The following is a 17,393-nucleotide window of genomic DNA, read 5'->3' as shown; positions in this document are numbered from 1 at the left end:
TATTAAAACTTTAGTTTTGCAAATTAATTAAAAATTAGCACAAAAAGCCTCTTATACTTTGTATTTTTGTGTTTTAAATTATAGAATAGTATGACAAAATTAAGCGTAAATATCAACAAGATTGCTACTTTAAGAAATTCTCGTGGTGGCGACACACCAAATGTGGTTCAATTTGCTAAAGATGTACAACGTTTTGGTGCCGAAGGCGTCACTATACATCCAAGACCAGACGAACGTCATATAAGATACCAAGATGCTTACGATTTAAAATCTGTAGTTTATACCGAGTATAATATTGAAGGTAATCCAATCCCAAAATTTATGGATATGGTTTTAGAGTTACAACCAACACAAGTAACCTTAGTACCTGATAGTATTGACACATTAACAAGTAATGCAGGTTGGGACACCATTAAAAACAAAGCTTTTTTAGTTGAAGTAATAACTGAATTTAAGAAAAAGGGCATCAGAACATCTATTTTTGTCGATCCTGATTTAGCACAAATAGAAGGTGCCAAAGCAACAGGAACAGATAGAATTGAGTTATATACCGAAGCTTTTGCACATCAATATAGTTTAGGTAACAAAGAAGCCATATTACCTTATACAAAATGTGCCGAACTAGCCAATAAATTAGGACTTGGTGTTAATGCAGGACATGATTTATCCTTAGATAACATACAATACTTTAAACAAAATATGCCTGGATTACTAGAAGTATCCATAGGTCATGCTTTAGTTTCTGAAAGTTTATATTTAGGAATAGAAAACGTGGTTAACATGTATAAAAATAAACTAAAATAAATCCATATGCTCTTACACTCAAATATTATTGGAGAAGGAAAACCATTTGTAATACTACATGGCTTTTTAGGCATGAGTGATAATTGGAAAACTTTAGGTAATCAATTTGCTGAGCATTTTCAAGTCCATCTTGTAGACCAACGTAATCATGGTAGAAGTTTTCATGACGACAATTTTTATTATGAAGCTTTAGCTGAAGATTTAAAACATTATTTTGACACTAATAATATAAAGGATGCCATATTATTAGGACATTCCATGGGTGGAAAAACAGCTATGCTTTTTGCAACGCAATATCCAAAACTTGTAAGCAAACTTATAATAGCAGACATATCACCACGTTTTTACCCAATACATCATGACGCTATACTAGAAGGTTTGAATAGCCTAGACTTAAATGTCATAAAAAGCAGAGGTCAAGCCGACAAACAACTAGCAAACTATGTGTCAGATTCTGGGACAAGACAGTTTTTATTAAAAAATCTATATTGGATTGAAAAAGGAAAATTAGCACTAAGGATGAATTTAGATGTTTTAACCGAAAACGTATCCGAAGTTGGAGAGGCATTACCAATACACGCTAAATTTGAAGGAGACACACTGTTTTTAAGAGGTGATAAAAGCGAATATATAGGCAATCAAGACCAAGCAATTATTAAAAATCACTTTCCAGAAGCCAATATTATTACCATCAGTAATGCTGGACATTGGTTACATGCAGAAAACCCAGAAGATTTTTATAATGCTGTAACAAATTTTGTAAATTAAGGTCTAATAACTAAAACATAAATTATGAATTTAATTATAAGATTACTACTTAACGCTATAGCAGTATTTGTTTTAGCACATATATTAAACGGAGTTGTGGTAGACAGCTATCTAACTGCAGTAATTGTTGCCATAGTATTATCTATTTTAAACCTATTAATCAAACCTATACTTGTAATACTAACCTTTCCTATAACCATCTTAACCTTAGGGTTATTTTTATTTGTTATTAATGGTTTAATAATACTATTAGCAGACAAATTTATTGATGGCTTTGCTGTATCAAGTATTTGGACAGCCATATTATTTAGTATTCTACTATCAATTTTACAATCCCTATTACAATCCTTTTTAAAATCAGATACTAAAACTAAGTAAAACTTAAAAATAGTCTGTAACACAACATGTTAAAAACTTTGCAATACTATAAAAAAGTAGTACTTTTGCACACCTTTTTAATTAAAAAAAACTAGTGTTAAATGCCCTTTTAGGGCTTTATATCATTTATAAATGAATATTACAAGAGAAAACATTGATGCATTAAATGCTGTAGTAAAAGTAGAAATCGTTAAAGAAGATTATAACGATAAGGTTGAAAAAATCTTAGTAGACTACAGAAAAACAGCTAACATCCCAGGATTTAGAAAAGGTCAAGTACCAATGGGAATGGTAAAAAAACAATACGGTAAAGCAGTATTAGTTGATGAAGTAAACAAATTACTTCAAGATGCATTAAACAAATATTTAACTGAAGAAAAATTAGATGTATTAGGGCAACCATTACCTAAGCAGCAAGAAGAAATAAACTGGGAATCTGATTCTTTTTCATTTGAATTTGAATTAGGTCTAGCTCCAGAATTTAATGTTGATTTAAAAAGCAAAACAGCCATTACACATTACAACATCGTTGCAGATGACAAAATGATTGATGAGCAAGTGGAACGTATCCAAAAACAATACGGTAAAATCACACCTGAAACGGAAGTTACAAAGGATAGCGAAATCACTGGTACTTTTAAAAACGAAGAAAAAGAAATAGATAACACAGTTACTATTACTTTAGATAAGTTTAAAGGAAAAGCAACAGAAAAGAAATTTATTGGTGCTAAAGTTGGTGATGTAATTACATTAAAAACTAAAGGATTATACGAAGACGATCATGAATTAATGAACGCTTTAAAAATCCAACACGATGATGCTCACGGATTAGATATAGAAGTTACTTTTACTATAACAGAAATAAACAGACGTGAATTAGCAGATTTAGATCAAGATTTATTTGATAAACTTTTTGGAAAAGACGCAGTTAAATCAGCATCAGAACTTAAAGCTAAAATCAAAGAAGATGCAGAAAAGCAATTTGTACAACAATCTGATCAAAAGTTATTAAACGACGTAACAGAATACTTAGTTGACAACACTAAATTTGATTTACCAGCAGCATTCCTAACAAAATGGATGCAATCTGCAGGTGAAAAAGAAATGGATGAAGCAACAGCTAAAGAAGAATACGAAAAGTCAGAAAAAAGCTTACGTTACCAACTTATCGAAGGTAAATTAATGTCGGACAACGACCTTAAAGTAGACTTTGAAGACGTTAAAACAAATGCCAAAAACATGATTAAAATGCAAATGGCACAGTTTGGACAATTAAATCCTTCTGAAAAAGAATTAGATGACATCGCAGCACGTGTATTAGGAAACCAAGATGAAGTGAGACGTATTTCTGAGCAAGTAGTAAGTCAAAAATTACTGGACCTTTACAAAGAAAAAGCAAACATCAAGACTAAAGAAATGTCTTATGATGCTTTTGTTAAAGAAGTGTATGGTGATAAATAATAAATCTTCCCAAATATTTTTATCAATTTGATAAGAATGTATTAGGAACGGTTTAACAAAATAATCATTATCTTTAGGCGTTGTTTAGCAAGACTAAACAGCGCCTAATTTTTTCAATTAAAATAACATTTAAGCAGACTATGGATTACGGAAAAGAATTCGAAAAATTCGCTATAAAAGATCAAGGTATAAGTAGTACGTATTACAACAAAATTATAAGTAGTATGTATCCTACTAACTTAACGCCTAATATTATTGAAGAGCGTCAAATGAACATTGCTATATTTGATGTGTTTTCGCGTTTAATGATGGATAGAATTATATTTTTAGGAACAGGTATCAATGATCAAGTTGCTAATATTATTCAAGCGCAATTATTATTTTTAGAAAGTACAGATGCTAATAAAGACATCCAAATATACATTAACTCTCCAGGAGGAAGTGTTTATGCAGGATTAGGTATCTACGACACCATGCAATTTATTAAACCAGATGTTGCTACAATTTGTACAGGTATGGCAGCCTCAATGGGAGCAGTATTATTATGTGCAGGAGAAAAAGGTAAACGTAGTGGTTTAACGCACTCTCGCGTAATGATCCACCAACCTTTAGGTGGTGCACAAGGTCAAGCTAGTGATATAGAAATTACTGCGCGTGAAATTTTAATCCTAAAAGAAGAGCTTTATAAGATTATTAGTAAGCATTCTGGACAAGATTATGATAAAGTGTACGAAGACAGTGATAGAGATTACTGGATGAAAGCTGATAAAGCTAAGGAATACGGAATGATTGACGAGATTTTAGCTCGTAACTAAATATTTAAATTAAAGGGTCATGTTAATTATAAGTTTTAAATCAATTTATAACTTATAATTAACCTTTGGCTTTTAAACAAAAAAAATGGCAAAGGAAGAATTAGAATGTTCGTTTTGTGGTAGGAAAAAGCCAGAAACCAATTTATTAATTGCTGGTTTAGATGCACACATCTGTGATAGATGTATTGAGCAAGCACATGGTATTGTTGTTGAAGAATCTAAAGAAGAAGACACTAAAGATCTTTCAGCAGAATTAATGCTGAAGAAACCGCAAAAAATAAACAGCTTTTTAGATCAGTATATTATAGGTCAAGAATATACAAAAAAAGTAATGTCTGTAGCAGTTTACAACCACTACAAACGTTTATTACAACCGCCAACTAATGATGATATTGAAATTCAAAAATCAAACATTATAATGGTTGGGCAAACAGGTACAGGTAAAACATTAATGGCTAAAACCATTGCAAAAATGTTAAACGTACCTTTAGCTATCGTAGATGCAACTGTATTAACAGAAGCTGGTTACGTTGGTGAAGATGTAGAAAGTATTTTAACACGATTATTACAAGCTGCAGATTACAATTTAGATAAAGCACAAAAAGGAATTGTGTTTATAGACGAAATTGATAAAATAGCACGTAAAAGCGATAATCCATCAATTACAAGAGATGTCTCAGGAGAAGGTGTACAACAAGCTTTACTAAAACTTTTAGAAGGTACTGTAGTTAACGTTCCGCCAAAAGGTGGTCGTAAACATCCTGACCAAAAGTTTATTGAAGTCGATACCGAAAATATTTTATTTATTGCTGGTGGTGCTTTTGATGGTATTGAGCGTGTCATATCTAAACGATTAAATATGCAAGCTGTAGGATATAGCGCTTCTATAAAAGAAGATGTTGTAGACCATAATAATTTATTACAATACATTATCCCAAAAGACTTAAAAGACTTTGGTTTAATACCAGAAATTATTGGACGTCTACCTGTTTTAACTTACATGGATCCTCTTGACGGTAAAACGTTAAGAGCTATTTTAACAGAGCCTAAAAACGCCATTATCAAACAATATAAAAAGCTGTTTGAAATGGACGAAATAGAGCTGAGTATGACTGATGGTGCTTTAGACTTTATTGTTGACAAAGCTATAGAGTATAAACTTGGTGCTCGTGGATTAAGAAGCTTATGCGAAGAAATCCTTACGGACGCCATGTTTGAACTTCCTGGTAGCGATACTAAAAAACTAAATGTAACAAAAGCTTACGCTGAACAAAAATTAAGCAAGACTACTATTAAAAAATTAAAAGCAGTCTCATAAATTATAGTTTACGCAATTAAAAAAATCCACTTTAGACAGCTGTTTAAAGTGGTTTTTTCTTATAAAATTAATATTTAATTATAGCGTCTCTGTTTTAGTGCAATTACTATTTGATATTTTACACTCTGTACAATAACCGTCTCCACTAATATCGCGTTTTGGATTACAACCTCGTCGACATCCTGCACATACTACACTAGATATAGGATCTTCTACTCTATAACTATAACCCTTTTCAAGTTTTAAAAGATCAAGTCCAACGCTTAAGACCTCTTTTGATTGATTACAATAGCCTTTAACTATTAACATTGGATAACCATCATTATCGTTAGCTTTTAGTAAATCAAATTCAGAAATCACAATATCATAACCTGTGAGTAGTCCTACACGTTTAGTTTGAAGAGAAATTAGTTCTTTAATGTTTTCCTCTTTAAAAACAAAACCATTATTGTCTTGACCTATTATTAAGTCATTACTTAATTCTAATTTTTTTTCGTTCTTAAAATTTTTAATTTTAATATCTAAATCTTTAAGAGCTTCTCTAAATAAAAATTTAGTTTGTATTTCATTACTATCAATGATATCGGTTGGTGCTGTCTTTGTTTCGTGTTCTGAGGAACAAGCAATAAACAACATTGCTAATAATAGATAAGTAACTTTTTTAGCAGAGTCATAATGTTTTGATTTTTAATTAATTACTCTAAATTAAAATTATACAAATTTTTTATACATTTATTTTAATAATCCAACTTTGTAATAAATAAAAACCACTTTAGACAAATCGTTTAAAGTGGTTTTTCTTGATTAAATTCAATATGACTTCCCTTAAAGCCAGATTAATAGCAAGACTAATATATGTTTTATTTGTTTGATAACCAAACAAATAGACTGATTTATTTAAACTATGATAATTACAAAATAGACATTAGCTAAAAAGAACAATACATAACGCCAACTGTTACCTATGTATTTAAAAGTATTAGCTCGTCCATATATTGACGCGTATTAGATAGTCTTGGGACTTTGTGTTGGCCTCCAAGCTTATTATTTTGCTTTAACCAATCATAAAACAACTGCTCTCTAGCTATGTGTATTTTTGGTTTATTTAATGTCATATTATTATAACGTTTAGCTTCATAGTCTGAGTTTAGACTTTTAAGTGCATTATCAAACAGCTCATTAAAATAATTAATATCCTTGGGAGGCGTTTTAAACTCGATTAACCACTCATGCGCACCTTTTTCTTTACCATCCATAAATATTGGAGCTGCTGTGTAATCTACAATTTCTGACTTCGTCTTTTTACATACTTTTTTTAAAGCATCTTCAGCGTTTTCAATAATCAACTCTTCACCAAAAACATTAATATGGTGTTTTGTGCGTCCTGACACTTTTATACGATAGGGACTGATAGAGACAAACCTTACGGTATCACCTATCATATAACGCCAAAGTCCAGCATTAGTTGTAATTACAACTGCATAGTTTTTATTAAGTTGTACCTCACTTAATGGTATTACTTTTTGGTCTTTAGTCCCAAATGTATCCATTGGGATAAACTCGTAAAAAATACCATAGTCTAACATTAACAATAAATCGCCAGAGTAATTTTTATCTTGGATTGCAAAAAACCCTTCCGATGCATTATAAATTTCGTAATATTTAAAATCTTTTTTTGGTAGTATATTTCGGTATTGCTCGATATACGGATTAAAGCTTACACCTCCATGAAAATACACTTCTAGATTAGGCCAAACGTCAAATAAACTTGTTTTATCGGTTTTATCTAATACGTTATTAAGTAAAACTAACATCCAACTTGGTACACCTGCAAGACTGGTAACATTCTCGTTTATAGTCTCATTAACTATAGCAGCCATTTTAGTTTCCCAATCACTCATTAAACTAACCTTACTACTTGGTGTACTACTAAACTCTGCCCAGAAAGGCATATTATCTATTAAAATAGCGCTTAAATCTCCAAATGCTGTTCCGTTTTCTTTGTACAGTTCTTTACTACCTCCCAACCTTAAGCTTTTACCCGTAAATAATTGCGAATCTTCATTATTATTAAGGTACATGCATAATAGGTCTTTACTTGCTGCATAATGACAATCCTCTAGACTGTCAAAACTAACAGGAATAAACTTACTTTTAGCACTAGTTGTTCCGCTAGATTTTGCAAACCACTTGATTGGTTTTGGCCAAAAAATATTATTTACACCTTGTCTTGAGCGTTCAATACTATCCTGTAAATCCTCGTAAGTAGATATTGGTACGCGATCCGCAAAGGTTGCATAGTTTTTTATTGAAGCAAATTCGTGTGTTTTACCAACCTCAGTGTCTTTAGCAATATCTAGTAAACTAAATAATAGCTCTTGCTGCACCTCATTTGGATACTTTAAAAACAACTCTATTTGATGAAAACGCTTCTTCAAAAACCATGAAGCAATAGAATTAACAAGAGGAATTGGCATAGTTATTTGTATCTTTAAGTTTTAAAAATAATACTTTTTTTTATGACCTACCAAGGTGTGTTGACAAAAATGCAAACCGAGTTTTCTAAACCTATAAATTACTATATGGTTTTTAAAAATGACTTTATTAATATTAACCAATTATTAGACAAAACCTTAACGTTTAGTTTTGTAAAATACGAGTGTCTAAATTGCCATTTAGATAAGCCTATTTACCGTCAAGGTTTTTGCAAAAGTTGCTTTTTTGAGATTCCGCAAGCAGCAGATTGGATCATGAAACCCGAGTTAAGTCAAGCCCATTTGGATATTGAAGAGCGCGATTTAGCCTATGAAAAGCAAGTACAACTACAACCACACATTGTCTATTTGGCCAATTCTAGCAATGTAAAAGTTGGTGTTACTAGAAAAGGTCAAGTCCCAACGCGTTGGATTGATCAAGGTGCACATGAAGCTATTGAGATTGTTGAAGTCCCTAACAGGTATCTAGCTGGAATTACAGAGGTTGCTTTGAAGGATTATGTTGGTGATAAAACTAATTGGCGTACCATGCTTAAAAATGATATTAAGGATGAAAATTTAATTGAATGGCGTGATAAGCTAAAACAGTATATTCCTGATGAAGCAAAACAATATTTTATTGAAGACAATCAGGAAACTAATATTGAATTTCCGGTATTACAATATCCAACAAAACCAAAGTCTTTAAATTTTACAAAGACACCACATTACACAGGTGTTTTAAAAGGTATCAAAGGACAATATTTAATTTTTGAAGATAATACCGTTTGTAATATTAGAAGTAATGAAGGTTTGGTTGTAAACATTAGTATTACTTAATTTTATAAATAAATTAACGAGTCGCATAAAACATATCTCTCTAGTTTTTAGTAAATTGTAAATAAAAAACTATGAAAACGCCTGCAATGTTTTGGGTGGCTATTACCACCTTGTTATTAATTACTGTTACCATTATGGTAGCAATGAATATGTCTTTTAGTTGGGTCTTTTACCTAACTGTTATTGGTCAAGTATTTGTTGCTATTATGGTTTATAAGGTATTAAAAGACCATTACTTTACGGATAAAACATTTGAACATTTTTACGAAGACAAACCTTTTAATTACAGAAAGTAATTATTTTAATTGTTTTACGACTTAGTGTATATGACTACACTAGTATTTGTTTATAATGCCAAATCAGGTTTTAAAAACCTAGCACTAGATATTGCGCATAAATTATTTAGCCCTAAAACTTACGCTTGTAATTTATGCGCTTTAACGTTTAATACCTTTACAGAAAACACAATTTGGAAAGATTTTAGAAACAGAACTCCTTTAGATATTGAATTTTTACATAGTGATGCGTTTGAAGCAAAATTTAAAGCTAAAAATTTTAGTTATCCAATTATATTATCCAAAACCAATAACACGTTACAACCCTTTTTGTCAAGCAAAGCTATTGCGTCCTTAACATCTGTGGAAGAACTAATTCTTACTATTGAGTCTAAGTCTTGCGATAGGTTGCGTTAGCGGTAGTAATGACATCCTTTTTTTGCTGCCATATATGGCAAAAAAAGATATAATGGATGACGCGACCCTTGTGGTAACGCCCAAAAATTACTCTTTAAACCAGCCTGAGTATTTGACGTAATTATCGGCAATACGATTTATTTCGCCATGTATTAACTCTTCGCTAATGTCTTTCACTTTTTTTGCTGGCACACCTGCGTAAATGCTTCCTGATTGGACTATTGTATTTTGGGTTACGACAGCTCCTGCTGCTACAATGCTGTTACTTTCTACTACGCAATTATCCATTACGATGCTTCCCATACCAATTAACACGTTGTCGTGGATTGTGCATCCATGGACTATAGCATTGTGACCAATGGATACATTATTACCTATTATGGTTGGGTATTTTTGATAGGTACAATGTACGACTGCTCCATCTTGGACATTGACTTTGTCTCCTAATTTTATATAATTTACGTCACCACGTAGCACTGCATTAAACCAAATGCTGCATTGTTTGCCTATTTGAACATCTCCTACTATGGTAGCGTTTTCTGCTATGTAACAGTCTGCTGTAATTTGTGGTGCTTTACCATTTACTGGTTTTATTATTGGCATGTGTTGTTTATTTTTAAATTTTTTGCTAGTTTCTCTAAAACTTCCGAATAGAGGTATTGGGTTATTTAAAGTAAGATAATAAATCTGATTTTTTTGAAGCAGACACCATAATTTCTTGTCCGTTACTAAGTATAACACTTCCTCCTTTTCCTTTAACGTATTTAACGACTTCGCTTACATTAATTAGGTAGCTTTTGTGTACACGAGCAAATCCTGATGGTGTTAACGCGTCTTCAAAATATTTTAGTGTCTTACTGACTACTTTCTTTTTATTGTTGTTTAAATAGATCTCAGTATAATTATCATCTGCTTTACAATACAAAATATCTTTAGTATTTAACACCTCAAAACCGTCTTGCTGTGGTATGGTTATTTTACCTGCTACATTATTGGTTTTAGGTATTAATACTTGGTCTTGTAATGCGTCTTCTTTTAACTTAATTTCGGATACATAGTCAACTGCTTTAATGAGCTCGTCAATATCTATTGGTTTCATTAAATAATAAGATGCGTGTGCATTTAGGGCATCCATTGCGTAATTGTTATATGCGGTTACAAAAATGGTTTCGAAATCACGATCACCAACTTTGTCTAATAAATCAAATGCGTTACCATATGGCATCTCTACATCTAAAAACACTAGGTCTAAATCTAAGGTGCGTATTAACTCTAAGGCTTCGTTTATGTTTTCTGCCTCGCCAATTATATTAACTTTTGGACAGTATTTAGTTAAGTAGTTTTTTAATATGGCTCTACTTTGTGCTTCGTCTTCTACTAATATTGCGTTTAGTTTCATATACTATTATATTTTTAGTCTTCCTTTAAAGTTAATCGACCTTTTTTTAATTTCCATTGACCACAAATGGTAGAATAAATAATTAATACTCTTTTACGCTTTCCATTTATCTCTGGAGCGTTTGGATCTGTTACAGATTGTGCACTTACTATTTTATTTTTACTATTATTAAATATTAATTTTTCCACAAGGTCCTGACTTGCTACTTTCCCATCTAACACAATTATACTTATTTCGCGTTTATCGTTTTCAGCAGTAACTAACTCTGTGAAAGAATTAATATTTAGAGGTGATTTATTAATTATATTTTTACATGGCTCTTCAATTTTAGAAGATTTACAACTTAAAATCAATACTAAAAATACTAAGCTAGCTAAAATGGATTTCATTTTTAATCTTTTTTGATTGTCACTACTACTTTTGTCCCTACATCTCCTTCTGTTCCATTATCGTCTATAAACACATCAACTTTGTCTTTATACATTTGGTTTAAAATAGAGACTCGCTTTTTAATATTTCCTAATCCTTTAGAGTTATGTTTTTGTTGATTTTGGGTCTTTAAACTTTTAGATTTAGTACGTCCAATACCATTATCTGCAATTGTTATTGCTATCACTCCTTTTTGTTTTTTGGTTATTGAAATTTCTAACAATCCCATATCATTTTTATAACGTAGTCCATGCCATACTGCATTTTCTATGTAGGGTTGTAGTAACATAGGCGGAATCTGATAGGCTTCGATATCTATAGTTTTGTCTATATTAATGGTGTATTCAAACTTATCCTTAAACCTGAAATGCTCCAACTTTGTGTATAATTCTATAAGTTCAATTTCTTTTTGAAGCGGAATAAAATCTTCTTCAGAATTCTCTAAAACTGCACGCATTAATTTAGAAAAATCGGATAGGTATTTGTTTGCAGTCCTCTCGTCATTAGTCGCAATAAAACTGTTTACCGAGTTTAGTGCATTGAAAATAAAATGTGGATTCATTTGACTACGTAAAGACTTTAATGCCAATAAATTGTTTGCCAATTTTTGTTGTTTTATATATTTAAACATTAAATAAGCTGCTACTGCCAACAGGAATAAACCACCTATTAATGAGTATATTATTAGCTGTTGACTTTTATTTTTTTCTTCAGATAATTCAACTTGACTTAGCGTTAACTTTCGGTCTGTTTCTAGAGTTGTGATTCGGTTTTGCTTTTCGGCTATACTTTTATTAAATCGTGCTGCTTGCGATATTTCTTGCTCTTTTTTAATGTATAGTTGATCAACGGTTTTCACATACTCGTCAAACATTAATTTAGCTTCGCTAAAATTACCAGACTCGACATACACATCTGTTAGTTTTTTAGTCGCATCTTTTTTTACTATTAAATCTTCTTTTTTATCTGCTTCTTCAATACTTTTTTCTAGGTATGGAATGGCTTCTTTATATTCCTTTTGAAGGAAATACGCATTACCAATTTTATAGTTTTGTTTTTGCTTAGTTATGTTACTCTCGTTAGCTATTATGGAGTCTTTTTCAATAACAGCTATATCTTTAATGATCTCTTTTCTGGTTTTAATTTCTTGATCGTAAGATTGATTGACATTTTGAAAATCTGCAAACTTAATTTTTTGTTCAACCTCTCTTGTTTTATTTTCTTGAGCAGCAAGCGCTACAGAGTTTTCTAGTAAAACTTCGGCTTTAGCCTTTTTACCTTCTGAATTGTAAACCTCTCCTAGTTTAGAATTTAAGTCTGTAACTTTAGGCAAAATTTGATTAGTAGTTGCTACTTTTAATCCTTCTGTATAAGCTTGCGTTGCTTTACTGTTTTGATTGATTTGAGCATACACATCACCTAATCCTTCGTAACGTATTACGTTTTGCCAATTAGACAAATCGCTATTTTTTAAATTATTATAAATGGCTAAACTCTCCTGGTGATTTTTGTTTTTAAAATAGGCTTTAGCTAATTTTAAATTAACGTCTGTTGAGTTTACATTATTTAAACTTATACGATAGTTTGTTACCGCTAAATCGTATTGTTTCCAATACATATAGATGTCTGCTAAGACCTCAAAAGCTTCGGCATTTTGCTTAACAGATGTACTTTTTGGAATACTTTCAGTTATAAACTGTATACTTTTTTCTGCTGAAATTTTCTTGTAAAAAACAGCTGAATCAATGGTACTTTTAAAAGTATTAGATTTGGTTTTTATCTTTTTAACATAGGCATCCTCGATTAAGGCATGGACTTCTACGGTTATATCGTCATCGGATTTTACCGTGTAATAAATAGTCTCAAAATCCTTGTGACTAATCATAATCTCATCTCCTATTTTTACATTAATTCTAAATTCGCCACTTAAACTGGTACTAGTGTAAGATCCTCCATTAACTTGGATGTTAACATCAACTATTGGATTATAAGTATCCACCTCTCTAACTAACCCTTTTACAGTAAAAGTAGCCTCTTCAGATTTATTTAACTGATGTTGCGCTTGCATGATTTGCTGTGCTGTTAGACACAACAAAATAGTTAGTAGTATGCGTAGGTTTTTCATTTATTAAATTATAGAATATAAACTTACGCACTTTAGCCCATTAAATAAAATGTACTTTTTTCAATTTGATAAGTAAAATAACCAAAATTATAGTCTTAACTCATTTATATACCAAACTGACTCATTTATGTTGTTAGTTTACTCAATCTAGCTTTTGTTTTAAATATGTTGCTTATAGGTTTACCAAAATTAAAACTTAAAGCAATTATGAAATATTCAAAATTATTTGCCCTATTCACTTTACTATCTATTAACATCCAAGCACAACACATGGGAAATCTTAATCAAGGCATTTCCAGACAAAATATAACTAGCGGAAATGCTATTGCTTATGGTAACTCACTTAGACAAGTTACACCTAATTTAAATCCTAACAGTACTATTATAATTGACGTTAGAGCGTTGCAAAATGTAAAAGCAACTACCTACACTGCTATTTTTAATGTTACTCAAATTGGCGAAACTGCTGAAATCACTAATACCCTTTTAAATGATCGTATTGCAAATATCAAAACAGAGTTAACGTCAATTGGAATTTTAGAAAAGGATATTGCTATTGACGTGATTTCGTTTGTTCCTGTTTATGAGGTAGAGGTCACTAAAAAGCTATTTAGCAAAACGTATACTGAAGTCCCTAAAGGATTTGAGCTGCAACAAAACATACACATCCAATTTACTAAGACACAACAATTTGAAAAAATTCTTACTGCTTGTGCTAAAAATGAAATTTATAACTTGGTAAAAGTGGATTATTATATTGAAAACATTGCTGATGTGTATAAGAATCTACAAACTAAACTTTTAAATTTAATTACCGAAAAAAAAGAATATTACAATCTACTAGGTTTTAAATTAGAAAACTATAATGCTGTCATGGCTGATCAAAAATATTGTTACTTCCCAAAAGATTTTTATCAAAATTATCAGGCATTTAACAGCATATCTTTCCAAGCTTTAAAACAGGATAAAGGTGTTACTGAAGTAAAAAAACAAACCTCATATTACTACCAACCTTTGTCTTACGAGAACTATGATATTGTAATTAATCCTTCAATATTAGAGCCTGTTGTACAAATTGGTATGGAAATAAAACTACATTTTACACCAAAACCAGCTGAGCAAAAACAAGACCCTATTGTTAAAACAGAAATCAAACATAAATACTTTGTTATATCACCTGACGGAACCATTGACGTTAAAGAGTTAAATACTAACCATTAATTAAAGCCATAAAAAAAAAGCCTCATTATAATGAGGCTTTTTTTATAAATTATATATTGACAATTAGTTAATTGCAGGACAATTACAACTGTATCTTTCTTTACCACAGTTAAAGTTAAACCCTAATGTTAATTGGTGGAATCCACCATTATTAAATACTACAGAGTTTGCTTGGTAGCTATAGTTGTAAGCAAACACAAAGTTGTTTACTTCCACACCTAATATTGGTGTAATATATTGTAGTTTTTGGCTGCTTACTCCAGATCCATCTCTAAATTCTGCACCATCTAAAGATCGTCTGTAAGATAATCCTCCCCAAACCTTACCAAAGTCTACGGATTTGTATGCTTTAATGTTAAGGTCAAAAGATGCTTCCTCTGTAGCATCTCTATACATAAACATAGCAGAAGGCTCAAAACTCCATTCGCTACCATAGCTTCCAAAGGTATTTCCTACAGATACTAAGTAAGTTCTTAAATTGTCATAGCTTATACCTTGCTCATTAAAATTAATACCATCATTTTTCAGTAAGTTTTTTACTGTTGCGTGTGCATAAAAATCATATAAGAAGTAAGAAAAACCAAAGTCTACATTAAAATTAGTAGCAGACTGCTCTATTCCAGCAATAATAGGATCAAATCCATCAGCTAAAAAGCTAGTTTCATCTAACTTATATTGTATCGCTCCAACACTTAAACCAAAAGATAATTGGTTTAGGTCAGTAGTACTTCTTGAAAACATTAAATGGTGTGCGTAAGTAAAATAAGCACCAGTTTGAGAGTGGTATCCATTTTTATCACTATACACAATAGCTCCAATACCAGATTGCGAGTCTCCAATTCTACCATTTACACTAGCAGTAATTAACTTTGGAGCATCATCATCTCCAAACCACTGCTGTCTTCCTGTAACCCTAAGCTTAGCACAATTTGCTGCACCAGCCATAGATGGGTGAATCAAGTAGTAGTTATCCGTTAAATAATCTGAGTAGATTGGTAATCCCTCTTGGGCTTTTGAAAATTGAGTGCCAAATAAAGCAACAATTGCTATTAAAAATATGTTTTTTAATCTCATAATCTCTTATTTCGAGGTAGACAGGTCTATAAAATAGCTACGCTATTGGGTTTATAACTAACTTTTAACTTAAAATTAAAAGTGAGTCTCAAATATATAAATTTACAACGTATAATTTCAATCGTAAAAGTTAAAGGTTCAAGATAAAAATGTTTTATCAAATAAACCTCAAAAATCGTTAAATTTTATAAAAATCAAATATAATAGATATCTATACTTTTCTTTAGTATTTTTGCAAAAAAAAAGTAACAATGAGTGATTTTAAAGTTTCAATACAAGAAACCTCTAACCCTACCATAATTAAATTCGAATTAAACCAATTTATAACCAAGCACCAAAGCTTTGAATTTAACAACATTGACGAGGCTAAAGACTCACCTTTAGCACAACAATTATTTTATCTTCCTTTTGTAAAAAAAGTTTACATATCTAGCAATTTTATTGCTATTGAAAGATATAATATTGTAGAATGGAACGATGTTAAGACTGAAGTAGCAGAACAGATTGAATCCTACCTAAACGATGGTGGAATAGCTGTGTCAGAAACTGCTGTAACAAAAAAGGTTGCTGTAACCGTTTACACGGAAAGCACGCCAAACCCATCAGTACTAAAATTTGTTTCAAACAAAAAATTAGTTACCTCTTCTTACGAGTTTACCTCAATCGAAACAGCTAAGCCATCACCTATGGCTACAGCATTATTTCATTTTCCATTTGTTAAAAGCGTCTTTTTTGACGAAAACTATGTGTCAATCACAAAATATGATATCGCAGAATGGAATGACATTTCTTTTGAATTAAGAGAGTTTATAAAAAATTACATACAGGATGCTAAAGAAATAGTATCACCTAATGCACCAGAAGTTGTTGAAAAATCTGTAGAAAAAGTAGAAGCACACTTTGAAACATTAGATGACACCTCTAAGCAAATTGTAAACATTCTAGAAGAATATATTAAGCCTGCTGTTGCAAGTGATGGAGGGAACATCCAATTTGAATCCTATGATGAAACTACTAAAACCGTAAAAGTAATTTTACAAGGTGCATGTAGTGGTTGTCCATCTTCAACATTTACATTAAAAAACGGAATTGAAAATATGCTTAAAGAGATGTTAGCAGGAAAAGTAGAATCTGTTGTAGCACTAAATGGTTAATTTCAACCTATAAAACACACTGTTTAACCCGACTACTATATTGTTAGAAGATTTAAATCATCAATTATTGTATTAAAAGTTGTAATTTTAAGAAACAAACAATAATTAAAATTTAAATATTATGGCAGTATTAAAAGTAATCGAAGTATTATCAAACTCTGATAAAAGTTGGGAAGATGCAACTAAAAAAGCAGTAAAGCATGCGTCTAAAAGCGTTAAAAACATTAGATCTGTTTATGTACAAGATCAAAGTGCTAGCGTTAAAGATGGCGAAGTTGTAGACTTTAGAGTTAATCTTAAAATTACATTTGAGGTTAACTAACATCTTTTTTAAATATAGTATTATAAAAAAAGCCTGAACATTTGTTCAGGCTTTTTTATTGGTGTTATTTAATCTTGCTTAATTACCTTTTTAAAGTAAAGTGGGCTTTAAATTGTTTT

At 31.1% G+C, this 17,393-nt stretch carries 19 protein-coding genes; 12 read left to right on the top strand and 7 right to left on the bottom strand.

Features of this window, described 5'->3' with window-relative positions:
• Positions 1-90: 90 nt before the first annotated feature.
• The 6 genes from WNY60_RS12985 (at position 91) to clpX (ending at position 5,544) form a co-directional block, all read left to right on the top strand.
• Entirely contained in the window at positions 91-804 is a 714-nt protein-coding gene (locus tag WNY60_RS12985) for a pyridoxine 5'-phosphate synthase (RefSeq protein ID WP_145003509.1), read from the top strand.
• Positions 805-810: 6 nt separating this feature from the next.
• Positions 811-1,572: an alpha/beta fold hydrolase gene (locus WNY60_RS12980; RefSeq protein WP_339809622.1), complete on the top strand. Its 762-nt coding sequence runs from the start codon at positions 811-813 to the stop codon at positions 1,570-1,572.
• Positions 1,573-1,596: 24 nt separating this feature from the next.
• Positions 1,597-1,950, top strand: a complete 354-nt coding sequence (locus WNY60_RS12975; RefSeq protein ID WP_339809624.1) for a phage holin family protein — start codon at positions 1,597-1,599, stop codon at positions 1,948-1,950.
• Between the two features lie 132 nt (positions 1,951-2,082).
• On the top strand, positions 2,083-3,411 hold the full coding sequence (tig, locus tag WNY60_RS12970) for a trigger factor (protein ID WP_145003518.1): 1,329 nt from the start codon (positions 2,083-2,085) through the stop codon (positions 3,409-3,411).
• A gap of 140 nt (positions 3,412-3,551) precedes the next feature.
• Positions 3,552-4,226 carry an ATP-dependent Clp endopeptidase proteolytic subunit ClpP gene (gene clpP / locus WNY60_RS12965; protein ID WP_145003521.1) on the top strand — a complete coding sequence of 225 codons (675 nt, stop codon included), beginning with the start codon at positions 3,552-3,554 and terminating at the stop codon, positions 4,224-4,226.
• Positions 4,227-4,311: 85 nt separating this feature from the next.
• The gene (clpX, locus tag WNY60_RS12960; RefSeq protein WP_099568831.1) at positions 4,312-5,544 is read left to right on the top strand and encodes an ATP-dependent Clp protease ATP-binding subunit ClpX; all 1,233 of its coding nucleotides are present in this window, start codon (positions 4,312-4,314) and stop codon (positions 5,542-5,544) included.
• A 78-nt stretch (positions 5,545-5,622) separates the two neighbouring features.
• Here the strand turns inward: clpX and WNY60_RS12955 are convergent, their stop codons facing one another.
• Together WNY60_RS12955 and WNY60_RS12950 are read right to left on the bottom strand one after the other, a co-directional pair.
• Positions 5,623-6,180: a hypothetical protein gene (locus WNY60_RS12955; RefSeq protein ID WP_342862606.1), complete on the bottom strand. Its 558-nt coding sequence runs from the start codon at positions 6,178-6,180 to the stop codon at positions 5,623-5,625.
• A 326-nt stretch (positions 6,181-6,506) separates the two neighbouring features.
• Positions 6,507-8,021, bottom strand: a complete 1,515-nt coding sequence (locus WNY60_RS12950) for a GH3 auxin-responsive promoter family protein (RefSeq protein ID WP_342862605.1) — start codon at positions 8,019-8,021, stop codon at positions 6,507-6,509.
• A 42-nt stretch (positions 8,022-8,063) separates the two neighbouring features.
• Here WNY60_RS12950 and WNY60_RS12945 point away from each other — a divergent pair, with 42 nt between their 5' ends.
• The 3 genes from WNY60_RS12945 to WNY60_RS12935 all read left to right on the top strand — a co-directional run bounded on the left by WNY60_RS12945 (position 8,064) and on the right by WNY60_RS12935 (position 9,550).
• A complete protein-coding gene (locus WNY60_RS12945) occupies positions 8,064-8,858 on the top strand; it encodes a DUF2797 domain-containing protein (RefSeq protein ID WP_292942590.1) in 795 nt (264 codons plus the stop codon).
• 71 nt (positions 8,859-8,929) lie between these two features.
• Complete coding sequence (locus WNY60_RS12940) at positions 8,930-9,154, top strand: hypothetical protein (RefSeq protein WP_145003533.1); 225 nt, start codon at positions 8,930-8,932, stop codon at positions 9,152-9,154.
• A 30-nt stretch (positions 9,155-9,184) separates the two neighbouring features.
• Positions 9,185-9,550: a GTPase gene (locus WNY60_RS12935; RefSeq protein WP_145003537.1), complete on the top strand. Its 366-nt coding sequence runs from the start codon at positions 9,185-9,187 to the stop codon at positions 9,548-9,550.
• An 87-nt stretch (positions 9,551-9,637) separates the two neighbouring features.
• Here the strand turns inward: WNY60_RS12935 and WNY60_RS12930 are convergent, their stop codons facing one another.
• From WNY60_RS12930 to WNY60_RS12915, 4 genes are all read right to left on the bottom strand, one after another.
• Positions 9,638-10,153: a gamma carbonic anhydrase family protein gene (locus WNY60_RS12930; RefSeq protein ID WP_145003540.1), complete on the bottom strand. Its 516-nt coding sequence runs from the start codon at positions 10,151-10,153 to the stop codon at positions 9,638-9,640.
• Between the two features lie 61 nt (positions 10,154-10,214).
• The gene (locus WNY60_RS12925; RefSeq protein WP_145003543.1) at positions 10,215-10,949 is read right to left on the bottom strand and encodes a LytTR family DNA-binding domain-containing protein; all 735 of its coding nucleotides are present in this window, start codon (positions 10,947-10,949) and stop codon (positions 10,215-10,217) included.
• 14 nt (positions 10,950-10,963) lie between these two features.
• Positions 10,964-11,338 (bottom strand): hypothetical protein, encoded by a 375-nt coding sequence (locus WNY60_RS12920; RefSeq protein WP_342862604.1) that lies wholly within the window; start codon positions 11,336-11,338, stop codon positions 10,964-10,966.
• Between the two features lie 2 nt (positions 11,339-11,340).
• On the bottom strand, positions 11,341-13,503 hold the full coding sequence (locus WNY60_RS12915; RefSeq protein ID WP_342862603.1) for a histidine kinase: 2,163 nt from the start codon (positions 13,501-13,503) through the stop codon (positions 11,341-11,343).
• 207 nt (positions 13,504-13,710) lie between these two features.
• Here WNY60_RS12915 and WNY60_RS12910 point away from each other — a divergent pair, with 207 nt between their 5' ends.
• Entirely contained in the window at positions 13,711-14,724 is a 1,014-nt protein-coding gene (locus WNY60_RS12910) for an SIMPL domain-containing protein (protein WP_342862601.1), read from the top strand.
• A 63-nt stretch (positions 14,725-14,787) separates the two neighbouring features.
• Here the strand turns inward: WNY60_RS12910 and WNY60_RS12905 are convergent, their stop codons facing one another.
• Positions 14,788-15,798 (bottom strand): type IX secretion system membrane protein PorP/SprF, encoded by a 1,011-nt coding sequence (locus tag WNY60_RS12905; protein ID WP_145003556.1) that lies wholly within the window; start codon positions 15,796-15,798, stop codon positions 14,788-14,790.
• Positions 15,799-16,049: 251 nt separating this feature from the next.
• On the opposite strand from WNY60_RS12905, the gene WNY60_RS12900 reads away from it, so the two are divergent.
• Together WNY60_RS12900 and WNY60_RS12895 are read left to right on the top strand one after the other, a co-directional pair.
• Entirely contained in the window at positions 16,050-16,952 is a 903-nt protein-coding gene (locus tag WNY60_RS12900) for a NifU family protein (protein ID WP_342862600.1), read from the top strand.
• Between the two features lie 121 nt (positions 16,953-17,073).
• On the top strand, positions 17,074-17,274 hold the full coding sequence (locus WNY60_RS12895; RefSeq protein ID WP_099568818.1) for a dodecin family protein: 201 nt from the start codon (positions 17,074-17,076) through the stop codon (positions 17,272-17,274).
• Positions 17,275-17,393 lie beyond the last annotated feature (119 nt).

It is taken from the genome of Olleya sp. AS48 (genome assembly GCF_038900355.1).
Taxonomy (GTDB): Bacteria; Bacteroidota; Bacteroidia; order Flavobacteriales; family Flavobacteriaceae; genus Olleya.
This window is presented reverse-complemented; position numbering and strand designations above follow the sequence as displayed.